Origin of the sequence: Streptomyces sp. NK15101, assembly GCF_020400725.1 — a bacterium.
In the GTDB taxonomy this organism is placed as follows: domain Bacteria; phylum Actinomycetota; class Actinomycetes; order Streptomycetales; family Streptomycetaceae; genus Streptomyces.
This window is the reverse complement of the sequence record NZ_JAINVG010000094.1, coordinates 12,699-28,521: the sequence shown is the minus strand read 5'-3', so window position 1 is coordinate 28,521 and position 15,823 is coordinate 12,699. Positions and strand designations below refer to the sequence as shown.

16 protein-coding genes are annotated in these 15,823 nt (G+C 73.8%); 10 read left to right on the top strand and 6 right to left on the bottom strand.

Annotated features, from left to right (window positions below; all coding sequences use genetic code 11):
• Positions 1-285: 285 nt before the first annotated feature.
• Together K7G60_RS32945 and K7G60_RS32940 are read right to left on the bottom strand one after the other, a co-directional pair.
• The gene (locus K7G60_RS32945) at positions 286-1,197 is read right to left on the bottom strand and encodes an SDR family oxidoreductase (RefSeq protein WP_225804630.1); all 912 of its coding nucleotides are present in this window, start codon (positions 1,195-1,197) and stop codon (positions 286-288) included.
• 31 nt (positions 1,198-1,228) lie between these two features.
• Positions 1,229-2,005, bottom strand: coding sequence for an SDR family oxidoreductase (locus K7G60_RS32940; RefSeq protein ID WP_225804629.1), 777 nt, complete (start codon positions 2,003-2,005; stop codon positions 1,229-1,231).
• A gap of 78 nt (positions 2,006-2,083) precedes the next feature.
• Here K7G60_RS32940 and K7G60_RS32935 point away from each other — a divergent pair, with 78 nt between their 5' ends.
• From K7G60_RS32935 to K7G60_RS32915, 5 genes are all read left to right on the top strand, one after another.
• Entirely contained in the window at positions 2,084-2,869 is a 786-nt protein-coding gene (locus tag K7G60_RS32935; protein ID WP_225804628.1) for an enoyl-CoA hydratase family protein, read from the top strand.
• A gap of 14 nt (positions 2,870-2,883) precedes the next feature.
• A complete protein-coding gene (locus tag K7G60_RS32930; protein WP_225804632.1) occupies positions 2,884-3,732 on the top strand; it encodes a CoA transferase subunit A in 849 nt (282 codons plus the stop codon).
• On the top strand, positions 3,729-4,511 hold the full coding sequence (locus tag K7G60_RS32925; RefSeq protein ID WP_225804627.1) for a CoA-transferase subunit beta: 783 nt from the start codon (positions 3,729-3,731) through the stop codon (positions 4,509-4,511). The genes K7G60_RS32930 and K7G60_RS32925 overlap by 4 nt, the downstream gene beginning before the upstream one ends.
• Positions 4,508-5,572: a nitronate monooxygenase family protein gene (locus tag K7G60_RS32920; protein WP_225804626.1), complete on the top strand. Its 1,065-nt coding sequence runs from the start codon at positions 4,508-4,510 to the stop codon at positions 5,570-5,572. The genes K7G60_RS32925 and K7G60_RS32920 overlap by 4 nt, the downstream gene beginning before the upstream one ends.
• A 95-nt stretch (positions 5,573-5,667) precedes the next feature.
• On the top strand, positions 5,668-6,222 hold the full coding sequence (locus K7G60_RS32915) for a VOC family protein (protein WP_225804625.1): 555 nt from the start codon (positions 5,668-5,670) through the stop codon (positions 6,220-6,222).
• 143 nt (positions 6,223-6,365) lie between these two features.
• On the opposite strand, the gene K7G60_RS32910 is transcribed toward K7G60_RS32915, so the two are convergent.
• The 4 genes from K7G60_RS32910 to K7G60_RS32895 are packed head-to-tail and all read right to left on the bottom strand — an operon-like array spanning position 6,366 to position 10,097.
• Complete coding sequence (locus K7G60_RS32910; RefSeq protein ID WP_225804624.1) at positions 6,366-7,523, bottom strand: acetyl-CoA C-acetyltransferase; 1,158 nt, start codon at positions 7,521-7,523, stop codon at positions 6,366-6,368.
• A gap of 20 nt (positions 7,524-7,543) precedes the next feature.
• Entirely contained in the window at positions 7,544-8,149 is a 606-nt protein-coding gene (locus K7G60_RS32905) for a TetR/AcrR family transcriptional regulator (protein WP_123457118.1), read from the bottom strand.
• A complete protein-coding gene (locus tag K7G60_RS32900) occupies positions 8,146-8,934 on the bottom strand; it encodes an SDR family oxidoreductase (RefSeq protein WP_225804623.1) in 789 nt (262 codons plus the stop codon). Before K7G60_RS32900 ends, K7G60_RS32905 begins: the two co-directional genes overlap by 4 nt.
• Entirely contained in the window at positions 8,931-10,097 is a 1,167-nt protein-coding gene (locus K7G60_RS32895; RefSeq protein ID WP_225804622.1) for an acyl-CoA dehydrogenase family protein, read from the bottom strand. The genes K7G60_RS32900 and K7G60_RS32895 overlap by 4 nt, the downstream gene beginning before the upstream one ends.
• Positions 10,098-10,142: 45 nt before the next feature.
• On the opposite strand from K7G60_RS32895, the gene K7G60_RS32890 reads away from it, so the two are divergent.
• The 5 genes from K7G60_RS32890 to K7G60_RS32870 all read left to right on the top strand — a co-directional run bounded on the left by K7G60_RS32890 (position 10,143) and on the right by K7G60_RS32870 (position 15,706).
• Positions 10,143-11,000 carry an enoyl-CoA hydratase gene (locus tag K7G60_RS32890; RefSeq protein WP_225804621.1) on the top strand — a complete coding sequence of 286 codons (858 nt, stop codon included), beginning with the start codon at positions 10,143-10,145 and terminating at the stop codon, positions 10,998-11,000.
• Entirely contained in the window at positions 11,000-12,169 is a 1,170-nt protein-coding gene (locus K7G60_RS32885) for an acyl-CoA dehydrogenase family protein (RefSeq protein WP_225804620.1), read from the top strand. The genes K7G60_RS32890 and K7G60_RS32885 overlap by 1 nt, the downstream gene beginning before the upstream one ends.
• The gene (locus K7G60_RS32880; protein WP_225804631.1) at positions 12,169-13,176 is read left to right on the top strand and encodes an acyl-CoA dehydrogenase family protein; all 1,008 of its coding nucleotides are present in this window, start codon (positions 12,169-12,171) and stop codon (positions 13,174-13,176) included. Before K7G60_RS32885 ends, K7G60_RS32880 begins: the two co-directional genes overlap by 1 nt.
• Positions 13,177-13,262: 86 nt before the next feature.
• Positions 13,263-14,636, top strand: coding sequence for an MFS transporter (locus K7G60_RS32875; RefSeq protein ID WP_225804619.1), 1,374 nt, complete (start codon positions 13,263-13,265; stop codon positions 14,634-14,636).
• The gene (locus tag K7G60_RS32870) at positions 14,633-15,706 is read left to right on the top strand and encodes an acyl-CoA dehydrogenase family protein (RefSeq protein ID WP_225804618.1); all 1,074 of its coding nucleotides are present in this window, start codon (positions 14,633-14,635) and stop codon (positions 15,704-15,706) included. Before K7G60_RS32875 ends, K7G60_RS32870 begins: the two co-directional genes overlap by 4 nt.
• Positions 15,707-15,823: the final 117 nt, after the last annotated feature.

Sequence of the window (15,823 nt, the reverse complement as noted above, 5' to 3'; positions counted from 1 at the left end):
CAGGGCGGGACGGGTGGGCACACGGGACGGCGCCCTTCGCGGCGCCTCCGCGTTCCGCGCCTGGACCCGCACCACCAGGGAGCTGTGCACGGGGTGCGGGTCCAGGCCCGGGAGCCTCGGGCGCCGGCAAGGGCGCCGTCCGTTGTGCCCACCCGTTCCGCCCCTTGCGGAACGCCTGCCCACAACGGGCGGGGGCGCGGGGTGGGCACCGCCCCGGTGAAGCGACCGCCCGCAATGGCGTGGGCGCCGTCCCGGTGGGGCGGGAACGGCAGTGGGGCGTGGTGGTCAGCGGGTGCCGTACACCGGGTGCGGGGGTTCCGAGGCCGCGAGGAGCTTCAGGGTCGTCTCACCCGCCTCCGCCGGCGTCCAACGGGCGCCCCTGTCCGCCGTCGGGCCCGGGCGCCAGCCCTCCATGACCGTGATCCGGCCCGCCTCGGCCTCGAAGACACGCCCGGTGACGCCCGCCGAGGCCGCGGAGCCCAGCCAGACCACGAGCGGGGAGACGTTCTCCGGGGCCATCGCGTCGAAGGCCGCCCCCTCGGGCACGGCCATCGTCTCGGCGAAGGTCTGCTCCGTCATCCGGGTGCGGGCAGCGGGCGCGATCGCGTTGACCTGGACCCCGTACCGGCCCATCTCGGCGGCGGCGACGAGCGTGAGGCCGACGATCCCGGCCTTGGCGGCGGAGTAGTTGCCCTGCCCGACGCTGCCGAGCAGCCCCGCGCCGGAGCCGGTGTTGATCACGCGGGCGACGGGTTCGCGTCCGGCCTTGGCCTCCGCCCGCCAGTGCGCGGCGGCGTGCTTGAGCGGCAGGAAGTGGCCCTTGAGGTGGACGCGCATGACGGCGTCCCAGTCGTCCTCGTCGAGGTTGACCAGCATGCGGTCGCGCAGGAAGCCGGCGTTGTTGACGAGGGTGTCGAGGCGGCCGAACGCGTCCAGGGCGGTGGCGACGAGCGAGGCCGCGCCGTCGGCGGTGGCGATGTCGCCGCCGTGGGCGACCGCCTCCCCGCCGGACGCAGTGATCTCGTCGACGACCCGCTGGGCGGGCCCCGCGCCGCCTCCGGTGCCGTCGAGGCCGACGCCGAGGTCGTTGACGACGACCTTGGCGCCCTCGGCGGCGAAGGCGAGCGCGTGCGCGCGGCCGAGGCCACGGCCGGCGCCGGTGACGACGACGACGCGTCCGTTGCACAGTCCTGTCATGGTGGGTGCCTTTCGGTGAGTGAGGGGTGGCTCAGTGGTTGACCGTCGCCGCGTCCAGGAAGGCCGGACGTTCCCCGCCCCCGTGGACGAGGAGGCTGGCGCCGGTGACGTACGCGGCCCGGTCGGAGGCGAGGAAGACGCAGGCGTCGCCGATGTCGGCGGGTTCGGCGAGCCGGCCGAGCGGCACGGTGCGGCCGACGGAGGCGATGCCGTCCTCGTCCCCGTAGTGCAGATGGGACAGTTCGGTGCGCACCATGCCGGGGACGAGCGTGTTGACCCGCACCAGCGGCGCCCATTCCACCGCCATGGACCGGGCGAGGTTGTCGAGGCCCGCCTTGGCGGCGCCGTAGGCGGCGCTGCCCGGTGAGGGGCGGGTGCCGCTGACGCTGCCGATCATGACGATCGCCCCTCCCCCGGGCTGACGGCGCATCACCTCGTACGCGGCGAGGGAGGCGGTCAGGGGGGCGACGAGGTTCAGTTCGACGACCCGGGCCTGTTGCTCGGCTCCCCCGTCGCCGAGCATCCGGAAGGGTGTTCCTCCGGCGTTGTTGACCAGGACGTCCAGCCTTCCGTGGTCGTCGCGGACCCGGCCGAAGAAGTCCGCGACGGCGGCCGGGTCGCGCAGGTCGAGGGGGAGGAAGCGGGCCGTGCGCCCGGCCGCTTCGACGGGCTCGTCGGGGGCGCGTCGCGCGCAGGTCACGACCTCCGCGCCGGCTTCGAGCAGAGCGCGGACGATGCCGGCGCCGACGCCCCGCGTGCCGCCGGTGACGACGGCGACGGTTCCCGACAGATCGATGGTGACTGCCAATGGACACCTCCCGCAGCGCGCGAACCGCTGCTATCTTCCACCTAACAAACGTTTGGTGGAAAGGTAGCTGATCTGCTCATGGGTGTCTCCACCTCCGCCCCGGACAAGGGCATCGCCGTCGTCACCGTCGACTTCCCCCCGGTCAACGCCCTCCCCGTACGGGGCTGGTACGACCTCGCCGCAGAGGTACGCGCCGCCGGGGCCGATCCCGAGGTGCGCTGCGTCGTGCTCACCGCGGAGGGCCGCGGCTTCAACGCCGGCGTCGACATCAAGGAGATCCAGCGCACGGCCGGACACGACGCCCTCCTGGGCGCCAACCGCGGCTGCTACGAGGCCTTCGCCGCCGTCTACGACTGCGAGGTGCCGGTGGTCGCCGCCGTGCACGGCTTCTGCCTCGGCGGCGGCATCGGTCTGGTCGGCAACGCCGACGCGATCGTCGCCTCCGAGGACGCGACCTTCGGCCTGCCCGAGCTGGACCGGGGCGCGCTCGGCGCGGCCACGCACCTGGCCCGGCTCGTCCCGCAGCAGCTGATGCGGGCCCTGTACTACACCTCGCGCACGGTCACCGCCGAGGAGCTGCACCGGCACGGCTCGGTCTGGCGGGTCGTCCCGCGCGAGCGGCTGCTCGACGCGGCGCTCGAACTCGCGCGGGAGGTCGCCGCCAAGGACGGCCGGCTGATCCGGCTAGCCAAGGCCGCCATCAACGGCATCGACCCGGTGGACGTCCACCGCAGCTACCGCTTCGAACAGGGCTTCACCTTCGAGGCCAACCTCAGCGGCGTCGCCGACCGGGTCCGCGACGCCTTCGGCCGGAACGGGGCCGACGACGACGCCATCGACACGGACAAGGAGCAGCAGTCGTGAGCAGGGACAAGACGATGACCGCCGAGGAGGTCGTGGGCCGGCTCCGGAGCGGGATGACGATCGGCATCGGCGGCTGGGGATCGCGCCGCAAGCCGATGGCGCTGGTACGGGCGCTGCTGCGGTCCGACGTCACCGACCTGACCGTGGTGTCGTACGGCGGCCCGGACGTCGGGCTGCTCGCCGCGGCCGGGAAGGTCCGCAAGCTGGTCGCGGCCTTCGCCACGCTCGACTCCGTCCCCCTGGAGCCGCACTTCGGCGCGGCCCGGCAGCGCGGCGCCCTCGAGATGGTGGAGCTGGACGAGGCCATGCTCATGTGGGGCCTGACCGCCGCCGTGCACCGGCTGCCCTTCATGCCCATCCGGGCCGGGCTCGCCTCGGACGTGATGACCGTCAATCCCTCGCTGCGGACCGTCACGTCCCCGTACGGCGACCGCGAGGAGCTCGTCGCCGTCCCCTCGCTGCGGCTGGACGCCGCGCTGGTCCACCTCAACCGTGCCGACGCGCACGGCAACGGCCAGTACCTGGGCCCCGACCCGTACTTCGACGACCTGTTCTGCGAGGCCGCCGACACCGCGTACGTCTCCTGCGAGCGGATCGTGGAGACCTCGGAGCTGCTCAAGGACGCGGGACCGCAGTCGCTGCTGCTCAAGCGCGCGTTCGTCGACGGTGTCGTGGAGACCCCGAACGGCGCGCACTTCACCTCCTGCGCCCCCGACTACGACCGGGACGAGGCCTTCCAGCGCGCCTACGTGAAGGCGGCCCGGGACCCGGAGGCGTGGCGGGCCTTCACCGCCCGGTTCCTGTCCGGCGACGAGGACGCCTATCAGGCCGCGGTCGCGGCGTTCCAGAAGGAGGAAGCGTGAGCGGCACCGACGGCACCACGACGGCCGCGACGGCGACCCGGGCCGAGTACTGCGTCGTCGCCTGCGCCGAGGCGTGGCGGGACGCGGGCGAGGTCCTTGCCAGCCCCATGGGCACCGTCCCGATGATCGGCGCCCGTCTCGCGAAGCTCACCTTCGCCCCCGACCTGCTGCTGACCGACGGGGAGGCACTGCTCATCGCCGACGTGCCGGCCGTCGGCGCCGCGCCCCGGGTGGTGGAGGGCTGGCTGCCGTACCGCCAACACCTGGCCATGGTCGCCACCGGACGCCGGCACGTGATGATGGGCGCGAGCCAGCTCGACCGGTACGGCAACCAGAACATCAGCTGCATCGGCGACTGGGCGCGGCCGAAGCGCCAGCTCCTCGGCGTGCGCGGCGCACCCGTCAACACCCTGAACAACCCGACCAGTTACTGGGTGCCCAAGCACTCGACCCGCGTCTTCGTCGAGCGGGTCGACATGGTCTGCGGCGTCGGCTACGACCGGGCCGCCGCGGCCGGCCCCTCAGCGACCCGCTACCACCGCCTCCCGGACGTCATCAGCGACCTGGGCGTCTTCGACTTCGAAACCCCGGACCGCACCATGCGGCTGCGCTCGTTGCACCCCGGCGTCACGGTCGAGGAGGTCCGGGAGTCCACCGGCTTCGCGCTGACCGTCCCCGACGAGGTGCCGTACACCCGCGAGCCCACCGCCGAAGAACTGCGGCTGATCCGCGAGGAGATCGACCCGAAGGGGCTGCGCGACCGGGAGGTCCCCTCATGAGCGACGTCACGATCGCCACGCCGCTCACCGAGCTCGTCGGGGTGCGGCACCCCGTCGTGCAGACCGGCATGGGATGGGTGGCCGGTCCCCGCCTGGTCTCGGCCACCGCGAACGCCGGCGCCCTCGGGATCCTGGCCTCGGCCACGATGAGCGTCGACCGGCTCCGTTCCGCGGTGCGCGAGGTGAAGTCCCGTACGGACGCGCCCTTCGGCGTGAACCTGCGGGCGGACGCCGGGGACGCGGGCGAGCGCGTGCGGATCATCATCGACGAGGGGGTGAAGGTCGCCTCGTTCGCGCTCGCGCCGTCCCGCGAGCTGATCGCGCGGCTCAAGGACGCGGGCGTCGTCGTCATCCCCTCCATCGGGGCCAGGCGGCACGCCGAGAAGGTCGCGGCGTGGGGCGCCGACGCGGTGATCGTGCAGGGCGGGGAGGGCGGCGGCCACACCGGCGGCGTCGCCACCACCGTCCTGCTCCCGCAGGTCGTGGACGCCGTGGACATCCCGGTCGTCGCGGCCGGCGGCTTCCACGACGGGCGCGGCCTGGTCGCGGCGCTGGCGTACGGCGCGGCCGGGATCGCCATGGGCACGCGCTTCCTGCTCACCTCCGACAGCACGGTCCCCGACGCGGTGAAGGCCCGCTACCTCGCCGCGGCGGTCACGGACGTCACCGTCACCACGAAGGTGGACGGGCTGCCGCACCGGATGCTGCGGACGGAACTGGTCGACGCCCTCGAACGCTCGGGCCGGACCGCCGCGCTGCTGCGGGCGGTCCGGCACGCCGCGGCCTTCCGGCGCGAGTCCGGCATGAGCTGGGCGCAGATGATCCGGGACGGCCTGGCGATGAAGCACGGCAAGGACCTTGCGTGGAGCCAGATCCTGCTGGCCGCCAACACCCCGATGCTGCTCAAGGCGTCCATGGTCGAGGGCCGTACCGATCTGGGCGTGATGGCCTCCGGGCAGGTGGCGGGGCTGATCGACGACCTGCCGTCCTGCGCCGAACTCGTCGACCGGGTCATGGCGGAGGCGCGGGCCGTGCTCCGCTCCCTGCCCGCCACGGACTGACCGAACCCGAAGACGCGTGTCCGCCGGGGTGCCCCCGCCCCGGCGGACACGCGTCTCCACCCGCTCCCTTCCGCACCCGCCCCGAACGGAACCGCATGCCGATCCAGCGACTGAACCACGCCGTCCTCTTCGTCTCCGACCTGGAGCGCAGCCTCGCCTTCTACCGTGACGTCCTCGGATTCCGGCCGCTGCCGCAGGCGTTCCCCGGGGCGGCCTTCCTCCAGGCGGCGGGCTCGGCCAACGACCACGACCTGGGCCTGTTCCGGTCGCCCGAACCCGGCTCCGGGCAGCGCACCGGGCGGGTCGGCCTGTACCACCTGGCGTGGGAGGTGGACACCCTGGCCGAGCTGGCCCGGATGCGGACCCGCCTCGCCGAGGCCGGCGCCCTGACCGGGGCGAGCAACCACGCCTCCACCAAGGCGCTGTACGCCCGGGACCCGGACGGCATCGAGTTCGAGGTGTGCCGGCTGGTCCCCGACGCGGCCGTCGCCGGGGAGCTCGCCGCGATGGCCTCGCCCACCCGCCCGCTCGACATCGACGCCGAGATCGCGGTCCACGGTGCGGAGACCCCCGGCGGTCCCCGCACCGATCACACCGTGTGGCAGCAGCTCTTCGGCGGCGGCCCCGGGAGCGTCACAGACGCTCGATGACCGTCACGTTCGCCTGACCGCCGCCCTCACCCATCGGCCCCTCCCGACCGGCCCCCTCGCACCGCTCGGCCCCAGGGGGCCTCCCCGGCTTCGGGAGCCTGCGCCGGCCTCCGGCCGGACGGTCCGGGGCCGGGCCTCGTCCGTCACAGACGCTCGATGACCGTCACGTTCGCCTGACCGCCGCCCTCACACATCGTCTGCAGGCCGTAGCGGCCACCGGTGCGCTCCAGTTCGTGCAGGAGGGTGGTCGTCAGCTTGGTGCCGGTGGCGCCGAGCGGGTGGCCGAGGGCGATGGCGCCGCCGTTGACGTTGACCTTCTCCGGGTCGGCGCCGGTCTCCTTCAGCCAGGCCAGGACGACCGGGGCGAAGGCCTCGTTGATCTCCACCAGGTCGATGTCGTCGAGCGTCATCCCGGCCTTCTTCAGGGCGTACGCCGTCGCCGGGATCGGGGCCGACAGCATGCGGATCGGGTCCTCGCCCCGGACGGACAGGTGGTGGACGCGGGCGCGCGGCGTCAGTCCGTGTTCCCGTACGGCGCGTTCCGAGGCGATCAGCAGCGCCGAGGCGCCGTCGGAGACCTGCGAGGAGACGGCGGCGGTCAGCCGGCCGCCGTCGACCAGCGGCTTCAGACCGGCCATCTTCTCCAGGGTGGTGTCGCGGCGCGGGCCCTCGTCGGTGGTGACGTCCCCGTAGGGGACGATCTCGCGGTCGAAGCGGCCCTCGTCGATGGCGCGGGCGGCCCGCTGGTGCGAGCGGAGGGCGAACTCCTCCATGTCCCGGCGGGAGATGTCCCACTTGGCGGCGATGAGTTCGGCGCCGTGGAACTGGTTGACGGGCTGGTCGCCGTAGCGGGCGCGCCAGCCCGCGGAACCGGCGTACGGGCCCTCGGTCAGTCCGAGCGGGTCGGCGGCCCGGCGGCTGGCGAAGGCGATGGGGATCATCGACATGTTCTGCACACCGCCCGCGACCACCAGGTCCTGGGTGCCGGACAGGACGCCCTGGGCGGCGAAGTGCAGGGCCTGCTGGGAGGAGCCGCACTGCCGGTCCACGGTCGTGCCGGGAACCTCCTCGGGCAGTCCGGCGGCCAGCCAGCAGGTGCGGGCTATGTCGCCGGCCTGCGGGCCGACGGTGTCCAGGCAGCCGAAGACGACGTCCTCGACGGCGGCCGGGTCGGCGCCCGAGCGCTCCATGAGGGCCTTGAGGACATGGGCTCCGAGGTCGGCCGGGTGGACGGCGGACAGTCCGCCGTTCCGCCGGCCGACCGGGGTCCGTACCGCTTCGACGATGTAGGCCTCGGCCATGGTCACTCCTTGGGCGTGTGTCATTCGTGTGTCCGGTGTCCGTCACGGAGGGCGACGCCCTCCAGCACCATCGACAGGTACTGGCGGGCGATCTCCTCCGGGCTGTGCTGTCCGCCCGGCCGGTACCAGGACGCGGCGACCCAGACGGTGTCGCGCACGAAGCGGTAGGTCAGGCGGACGTCGAGGTCGGTTCGGAAGACCCCGGCGGCGACGCCGCGCTCCAGGGTCCTGAGCCAGGCCTCCTCGAACCTCCGCTGCGAGCCGGCGAGATAGCCGAAGCGCGGCTGTTCCCGCAGGTGCCTGGACTCCTTCTGGTAGATGGCGACGGCGGCGCGGTGCCGGTCGATCTCCCGGAACGATTCGGTGACGAGGGCCTCCAGGGTCTCCCGGGGGCCGAGCAGCGCGGCGAGCACGGCGTCGTAGCGGGCCCACAGCTCGTCCAGGAAGGCGCGGAGGATCTCGTCGAGCATCGACTCCTTGGAGTCGAAGTGGTAGTAGAGGCTGCCGGCGAGCAGGCCGGCCGCGTCGGCGATGCGGCGGACGGTGGTGGCGTCGTACCCCTGGGCGGCGAACACCTCGGCCGCCGTGTCCAGGATCTCGCGGCGCCGCTCCGGCGCCGGTCTCACGGGTGCTGGCTGCTGACGGAGAGGACCTCCCCCGTCAGGTACGAGGAGTAGCCGCTGGCCAGGAAGACGATGACGTTGGCCACCTCCCACGGTTCGGCGTGGCGTCCGAAGGCCTCGCGGGAGGTCAGCTCCTCCAGGAGTTCGGGGGTGGTGACCTTCACCAGGTGCGGGTGCATGGCCAGGCTCGGGGAGACGGCGTTGACGCGCACGCCGTACTCGGCGGCCTCCAGGGCGGCGCATCGGGTGAGCGCCATCACGCCGGCCTTGGCGGCGGCGTAGTGGGCCTGTCCCTTCTGGGCCCGCCAGCCGATCACCGAGGCGTTGTTGACGACGACGCCCCCGGCACCCCCGGCCTTCATGCGGCGCAGGGCGGCGCGGGTGCAGCGGAAGGTGCCGTTGAGGGTGACGTCGAGGACCTTGTCCCACTGTTCGTCGGTCATGTCGACCAGGTCGGCGGTGCCGCCGAGGCCCGCGTTGTTGACGACGACGTCGAGGCGTCCGTGGCGTTCCTCGGCGAGGTCGAACAGCGCGGCGACCTGGGCCTCGTCGGTGACGTCGCAGGGCAGGGCGGCGACGCGGTCGGCGCCGAACTCCGCGGCCAGCTCGGCCTCGGTCTCCTTCAGTCTGCGGGCGTGGGCGTCGGAGACGACGACCCGTGCGCCTTCCTCCAGGAGCCGTCTGGCGGTCGCGCCGCCGATGCCGGCGCCGGCGGCGGCGGTGACGACGGCGCCACGGCCGGCGAGCAGGCCGTGGCCCGGCACGTAGGGCGGTGGTGTGCCGGTCATGGGCGGACCTCCTTGGGCAGGCCGAGGACGCGCTCGGCGATGATGTTCCGCTGGATCTCGTTGGAGCCGGCGTAGATGGTGTCGGAGCGGGAGAAGAGGTAGAGCCGCTGCCAGTCGGTGAGGTCGTACGGCTCGCCGTCGGCCAGCATCCCCGCGGCTCCGCAGACGTCCATGGCGAGTTCGCCGAGTTCCCGGTGCCAGGTGGCCCAGAAGATCTTCCCGATGGAGGCCTCGGGGCCGGGAGCTCCGGCGGCGACCCCGTCGAGCATGCGCAGGGCGTTGAACCGTATGGTCTCCAGACCGATCCAGGCACGGGCGATGCGGTCGCGGATCAGCGGGTCGGCGGCGGCGCCGTTGCGCCTGGCCAGTTCGACGACGGCCTCCAGCTCGCGGCGGAAGCCGACCTGCTGGCCGAGGGTGGAGACGCCCCGCTCGAAGCCGAGGGTGGCCATGGCGACCCGCCAGCCGTCGCCGGGGGCGCCGACGACGTGGGAGGCGTGGGTGCGGGCCCCGTCGAAGAAGACCTCGTTGAATTCCGAGGTGCCGGTCAGCTGGACGATGGGCCTGATCTCGACGCCGGGCCGGTCCAGGGGGACGAGCAGGTAGGACAGGCCGCGGTGGCGGGTGGATCCGGGCTCGGTGCGGGCGACGACGAAGCACCAGTCGGCCTCGTGCGCGAGTGAGGTCCAGACCTTCTGTCCGGTGATCACCCACTCCTCGCCGTCCCGTTCGGCCCGGGTGCGCACGTTGGCCAGGTCCGAGCCGGCGTCCGGCTCGGAGTAGCCCTGGCACCACTGCTCCGTGACGGCGGCGATCGGCGGGAGGAACCTCTCTCGCTGTTCGGGGGTGCCGAAGGCGATGAGGGTGGGCCCCAGGAGCTGCTCGCCGATGTGGCTGACGCGGGCGGGGGCGTCGGCGAGGGCGTACTCCTCGTGGAAGGCGACCTGTTGTTCGAGGGTCGCGCCCCGGCCGCCGTACTCCTCGGGCCAGCCGACGCAGGTCCATCCCGCCGCGGCCATGTGCCGCTCCCAGGCGAGGCGTTCGGCGTGCGCCTCGTGTTCCCGTCCGGGGCCGCCGCGGCCGCGCAGGGCGGCGAACTCGCCCGTGAGGTTGGCGCGCAGCCAGCCGCGGACCTCTCTGCGGAACTCCTCGACGTTGCTCATGGCCGTACGTTAACCTACCAAACACTTGTTAGGGAAGGAGGGCGGATGTCCGCTGCCCGCACCGCATCCACGGCCCCGGTCCGCTACGAACGCCTCGGCCCGGTGGCCGTCGTCACGATGGACCGGCCCGATTACCGCAACGCCCAGAACTCCGCGATGACGTACGCCCTCGACCGCGCCTTCTACCGCGCGGCCGACGACGACGAGGTCAAGGTCGTCGTGCTCGCCGGAGCGGGGAAGCACTTCTCCGCCGGCCACGACATCGGCACCCCCGAGCGGGACGCCCACCTGCCCTTCGACCGGCGCGCCGGACTCTGGTGGGACCACTCGGACAAGCAGGGGGCGGAGAGCCGCTTCGCCCGTGAGTCCGAGGTCTACCTCGGCATGTGCCGCCGCTGGCGCGAACTGCCCAAGCCCATGATCGCGTCGGTGCAGGGAGCCTGCGTCGCGGGCGGCCTGATGCTCGCCTGGGTGTGCGACCTCATCGTCGCCGCCGAGGACGCGTTCTTCGCCGACCCCGTGGTCCGCATGGGCATTCCCGGCGTCGAGTACTTCGCCCACCCCTGGGTGATGCCACCGCGCATCGCCAAGGAGTTCCTCTACACCGGCGACCGGATGGACGCCCGGCGCGCCTACGAGATCGGCATGGTCAACCGGGTCGTGCCGCCCGGGGAGCTGACGGAACGGACCATGGAGCTGGCCTCCCGGATCGCCGAGATGCCCCGCATGGGCCTGGCCCTGACCAAGCGCGCCGTCAACCAGGCCGAGGACCTCCAGGGCCTGCACACCGGCATGGACTCGGTCTTCGGCCTGCACCACCTCGCGCACGCGCACAACGCCGAGACCGCCCCCGACGCGCTGGGCGGCATGGACGTACGCTCCATGAAGGCGGCGGGAGCCTGATGGACCTCGACTTCACCGCCGCGGAGGACGCCTTCCGGGCCGAGGCCCGCGCCTGGCTCACCGCCCACGTGCCCGACGTCCCGCTGCCCTCCCTGGAGACGGCGGAGGGTTTCGCCGCCCACCGGGAGTGGGAGCGGACCCTCTTCGCCGACCGCTGGTCGGTGGTCTCCTGGCCCGAGGAGTACGGTGGCCGGGGCGCCTCGATCCTCCGGTGGCTGATCTTCGAGGAGGAGTACTACGCGGCCGGCGCCCCCGGCCGGGTCGGCCAGAACGGCATCAGCCTCCTCGCCCCCACCCTCTTCGAGCACGGCACCGACGAACAGCGCGCCCGCGTCCTGCCCTCCATGGCGAGCGGCGAGGTCATCTGGGCCCAGGCCTGGTCCGAGCCCGAGTCCGGCTCCGACCTCGCCTCGCTGCGCTCCACGGCCGAACGGACCGAGGGCGGCTGGCTCCTGCGCGGCCAGAAGACCTGGTCGTCCCGGGCGGCCTTCGCCGACCGCGCCTTCGGCCTCTTCCGCAGCGACCCGGAGGCCGCGAAGCCGCACCAGGGCCTGACGTACCTGATGTTCCCGCTGGACGCCGACGGGGTGACCGTACGGCCCATCGGGCGCCTCGACGGGAAGCCCGCCTTCGCCGAGCTCTTCCTCGACGACGTGTTCGTGCCCGACGAGGACGTGATCGGCGCTCCCGGACAGGGCTGGCGGGTCGCGATGAGCACGGCGGGCAACGAGCGGGGGCTGACCCTGCGCAGCCCCGGCCGGTTCACGGCCGCCGCCGAACGCCTCACGGGGCTGTGGCGGGAGACCGCCGACCCCTCCGACACCGCGCTGCGCGACCGGGTCGCCGACGCGGTCATCGGCGCCCGTGCCTACCGGCTGTTCGCCTACGCGGGCGCCTCGCGCATCGCCGCCGGAGGCTCGATCGGCGCCGAGTCCAGCCTCAACAAGGTCTTCTGGTCCGAGCTCGACATCGCGCTCCACGAGACCGCCCTCGACCTGCTCGGACCGTACGGCGAACTGGCCGACGCCGCCGACGACGCGCCCGCGCACGGCGGCTGGGCCGAGGGCCACACCTTCTCCCTGGCCGGTCCCATCTACGCCGGCACCAACGAGATCCAGCGCGACATCATCGCCGAGCGGCTGCTCGGCCTCCCGAAGGGACGCCGGTGATGCGGTTCCTCCTCGACGACGAGCAGCGGGAGTTCGCCCGCTCCCTCGACGGCATGCTCACGGCGGCCGACACCCCCGCGGCCGTACGGGCCTGGGCGGCCGGCGACACCACGCCCGGCCGCGCGCTCTGGTCACGGCTCGCGGAGGCCGGTGTCCTCGCCCTCGCCGTCCCGGAGCGGCACGACGGACTCGGCCCGCTGCCCCTCGAACTGGCCGTCGCCTTCACCGAGCTGGGCCGCCACGCCGTGCCCGGCCCGCTGGTGGAGACGGTCGCCGCTGCGGCGCTGCTCGACCGTCTCGGCGGCTCCGGCGGCTCCGCCACGGAGGGGGCCGCCGCCGTGTGGCTGCCGCAGATCGCCTCGGGGAAGGCGGTCGTCTCCCTGTGCGTGCCGGAGACCGGCGGCCCCTACGCCCTGGACGCGGACGCAGCCGACGCCGTGCTCGTCGTCGAGGGCGACACCCTGCGCCTGGCGGAGACCGCCGGCCCCGTCCAGCCCTCGGCCGACCCCGCGCGCCGGCTTGCCCGCCCGCTCGGCGGAACCGTCCTGGCACGGGGCCCGGCCGTGGCCGCCGCCGCCGCGCACGCCGCCGAGGTCGCCGCCCTGGCCACCGCCGCCCAGTCCCTCGGCCTCGGCCTCGCCCTGCTCGGCCGGACCGTGGAGTACGTGAAGCAGCGCACCCAGTTCGGGGTGGCCATCGGCTCCTTCCAGGCGGTGAAGCACCGCCTCGCCGACACGCTCGTCGCGCTGGAGTTCGCCCGGCCGCTGCTCCACTCGGCGGCCCTGGCCCTGGCCGGAGGGGCCGGCCACGCCGCCGCCGAGACCGCCGCGGCGAAGGTCACGGCGGGCGAGGCCGCGTACGCCGCCGCCCGCACCGCCCTGCAGCTCCACGGGGCCGTCGGCTACACGGAGGAACTGGACCTCGCCCTGTGGATCCGCAAGGCCCGTCCCCTCCGCGACGCCTGGGGCACCCCCGCCGCCTGCCGCGCCCGCGTCCTCGCGTCCTGAACGGCGTCCGCCGCCCGGGACCGGGCAGCGGGCCCGGTTCCCTTCCGCTCGCCGTCCCCACTTCCCTACCGCACCCGGGAGTCAGCGTGTCCCCCGCACCGTCCCCGCACACCCCCGAGAGATCCTCCGACCCCGCGCTGCTGCGCAGGGTGGCGCTGTCGAGCCTGCTCGGCACCGTCATCGAGTACTACGACTTCCTGCTCTACGGCACGATGGCCGCGCTCGTCTTCGGCGAGCTGTTCTTCCCCGAGTCCGATCCCGCCGTCGGCACGATCGCCGCCTTCGGGACCCTCGCCGCCGGCTATGTGGCGCGGCCGCTCGGCGGCGCCGTCTTCGGCCACTTCGGCGACCGGCTCGGCCGCAAGTCCATGCTCGTCCTCACCATGGCCCTCATGGGCGTGGCGAGCTTCCTGATCGGTGTCCTCCCGACGTACGGGACGATCGGCGTCGCGGCTCCCGTGCTCCTGGTGCTGTTCCGCGTCGTCCAGGGCGTCGCCATCGGCGGGGAATGGGCCGGCGCGACGCTCATGGTCGTCGAGCACGCCGATCCCCGGCGCCGCGGCCTGTGGAGCGGGGTGATGCAGATGGGGTCCCCCATCGGCTTCCTGCTCTCCACGGTCGCCGTCACCCTCGCCTCGCTGCTCCCCCGCGCGTCCTTCCTGAGCTGGGGCTGGCGCGTCCCGTTCCTGTTCAGCGCGGTGCTCCTCGGCATCGGCCTCTACGTACGCGTCAGCGTCACGGAGAGCCCGCTCTTCCGGCAGGCCGCGCGGGAGCGAGGCACGGGGGCGGCTTCCGGCGTCCCGCTGGCGCAGGTGCTGCGCAGGCCCCGCAACCTCGTCCTCGCGTGTGCCGTGGGCATCGGACCCTTCGCGCTGACGGCGCTGATCAGCACCTTCATGCTCACCTACGCCACGGCCATCGGATACGCCACCTCCGAGGTGATGACCGGACTGCTCTTCACCTCGGTCACGGGTCTGGTGTCCATCCCGCTCTTCTCCGCGCTCTCCGACCGCGTCGGCCGCCGGGCCGTCGTGCTCGCCGGCGCGGCGGGCGTCGTGCTGCTCGCCTTCCCGGTCTACGCCCTGGTGGACGCGCGCTCCCCCGCCCTGCTGATCCTCGGCATGGTCCTCGGCCAGGTGGTGCAGTCCGCGATGTACGCGCCGCTCGGACCGCTGCTCTCGGAGATGTTCGGCACCCGCGTCCGCTACACCGGCGCCTCCCTCGGCTACCAGCTGGCCGCGCTGATCGGAGGCGGACTCACCCCCGTGTTCGCCGGCGGCCTGCTCTCCGGCGACGCCCGGAGCGCCCCCCTCGCGGTCCTCGCCGTCGTCTGCGGGCTCGTGACCGCGCTCGCCGTCCGGCGGACGGCCGAGACCCGCGGCCGGGACCTCTCCGCGGAGGACCCGGCGGCGGCCGAGCGGCCCCGTACCCGACCGGCATCGAGAGGAGCAGAGGCATGAGGCCGACGGAGGAACAGGAAGAACTGCGGTCCGCCGTGCGGGCCGTGCTCGGACGCCACGCGGGCGACGCGGCCTGGCGGCCGCTGACCGAGCAGATCGGCGTCGCGGGGCTCGCCGTCCCCGAGGAGTACGGCGGCGCCGGGTGCGGGGCCCGCGAGGTCCACGTGGTGCTGGAGGAGCTGGGACGGGAGCTCAGCCCCGTTCCGTACCTCGGCTCCGCGGTGCTCGTGGTGCAGGCGCTGCTCGCCTCCGGTGACGGGGCGGCGTGCGCGCGGCTGCTCCCGGAACTGGCCTCGGGGGCCGTGGTGGGGGCCCTGGCGTGGGCCGAGCGCGGCTCCTGGGACCCGTCGGACGTACGGGCCGGGGCCGCGCCCGGGCCCGGCGGGAGCTGGCGGATCACCGGGACCAAGGAACACGTGCTGAACGGCGCGGAGGCCGGGGTCCTGCTCGTGGCGGCCCGGTCGGGAGCGGGGGTCTCGCTCTTCGAAGTGCCCGTGGACGGAGCCGGCGTGGACCGCGAGGCGGCCGTGCCGATGGACTCCAGCAGGACGCAGGCGCGCGTGGTGCTCACCGAGGCGGAGGGGCGGCTCGTGGGAGCGGAGGGGGAGGGCGCGCGGGTGCTCGCGCACGTCCTCGACCTGGCGTGCGCGGCACTCGCCGCCGAACAGGTCGGCGCCGCCGCGCGCTGCCTCGAACTCACGCTCGCCCATGCCGGGGAGCGGGTCCAGTTCGGCCGGCCCATCGGCTCCTTCCAGGCGGTCAAGCACCGTCTCGCGGACGCGTACGTCCTGGTCGAGTCGGCGCGCTCGGCCGCGCTCGGCGCCTCCTTCGCCGCCGCCACGGGCGACCCGGAGCTCACCCGCCGCGCGGCCGCCGCCAAGTCCGCCTGCTCGGAGGCGTTCTCGGCGGTGGCGGGCGAGATGATCCAGCTGCACGGCGGCATCGGCATCACCTGGGAGCACGACGCCCATCGCTACTTCAAGCGGGCACACGGCGCGGCGCAGCTCTTCGGCCCACCGGCCTGGCACCGCGCCCGGCTGGCGGCCGAACTGGGCCTGATCGCCGCGTGACCGAGGTCCGCTGGAGGCGGGGGCGCCGGGATCCTCACGGCGCCCCCGCGCTCCCTCCACGACGCTTTGCCTCAAGTCGACTTCAGGTTCTACGGTGATCTCCTCGCGAACATCCGG

What these genes read in the sequence shown, in the direction of transcription:
- K7G60_RS32945 (WP_225804630.1), bottom strand. Translation starts at nt 1,197, where the DNA reads ATGACAGGACTGTGCAACGGACGCGTCGTCGTCGTCACCGGCGCCGGC.
- K7G60_RS32935 (WP_225804628.1), top strand. Translation starts at nt 2,084, where the DNA reads ATGGGTGTCTCCACCTCCGCCCCGGACAAGGGCATCGCCGTCGTCACC.
- K7G60_RS32930 (WP_225804632.1), top strand. Translation starts at nt 2,884, where the DNA reads ATGACCGCCGAGGAGGTCGTGGGCCGGCTCCGGAGCGGGATGACGATC.
- K7G60_RS32920 (WP_225804626.1), top strand. Translation starts at nt 4,508, where the DNA reads ATGAGCGACGTCACGATCGCCACGCCGCTCACCGAGCTCGTCGGGGTG.
- K7G60_RS32915 (WP_225804625.1), top strand. Translation starts at nt 5,668, where the DNA reads ATGCCGATCCAGCGACTGAACCACGCCGTCCTCTTCGTCTCCGACCTG.
- K7G60_RS32910 (WP_225804624.1), bottom strand. Translation starts at nt 7,523, where the DNA reads ATGGCCGAGGCCTACATCGTCGAAGCGGTACGGACCCCGGTCGGCCGG.
- K7G60_RS32900 (WP_225804623.1), bottom strand. Translation starts at nt 8,934, where the DNA reads ATGACCGGCACACCACCGCCCTACGTGCCGGGCCACGGCCTGCTCGCC.
- K7G60_RS32895 (WP_225804622.1), bottom strand. Translation starts at nt 10,097, where the DNA reads ATGAGCAACGTCGAGGAGTTCCGCAGAGAGGTCCGCGGCTGGCTGCGC.
- K7G60_RS32890 (WP_225804621.1), top strand. Translation starts at nt 10,143, where the DNA reads ATGTCCGCTGCCCGCACCGCATCCACGGCCCCGGTCCGCTACGAACGC.
- K7G60_RS32885 (WP_225804620.1), top strand. Translation starts at nt 11,000, where the DNA reads ATGGACCTCGACTTCACCGCCGCGGAGGACGCCTTCCGGGCCGAGGCC.
- K7G60_RS32880 (WP_225804631.1), top strand. Translation starts at nt 12,169, where the DNA reads ATGCGGTTCCTCCTCGACGACGAGCAGCGGGAGTTCGCCCGCTCCCTC.
- K7G60_RS32870 (WP_225804618.1), top strand. Translation starts at nt 14,633, where the DNA reads ATGAGGCCGACGGAGGAACAGGAAGAACTGCGGTCCGCCGTGCGGGCC.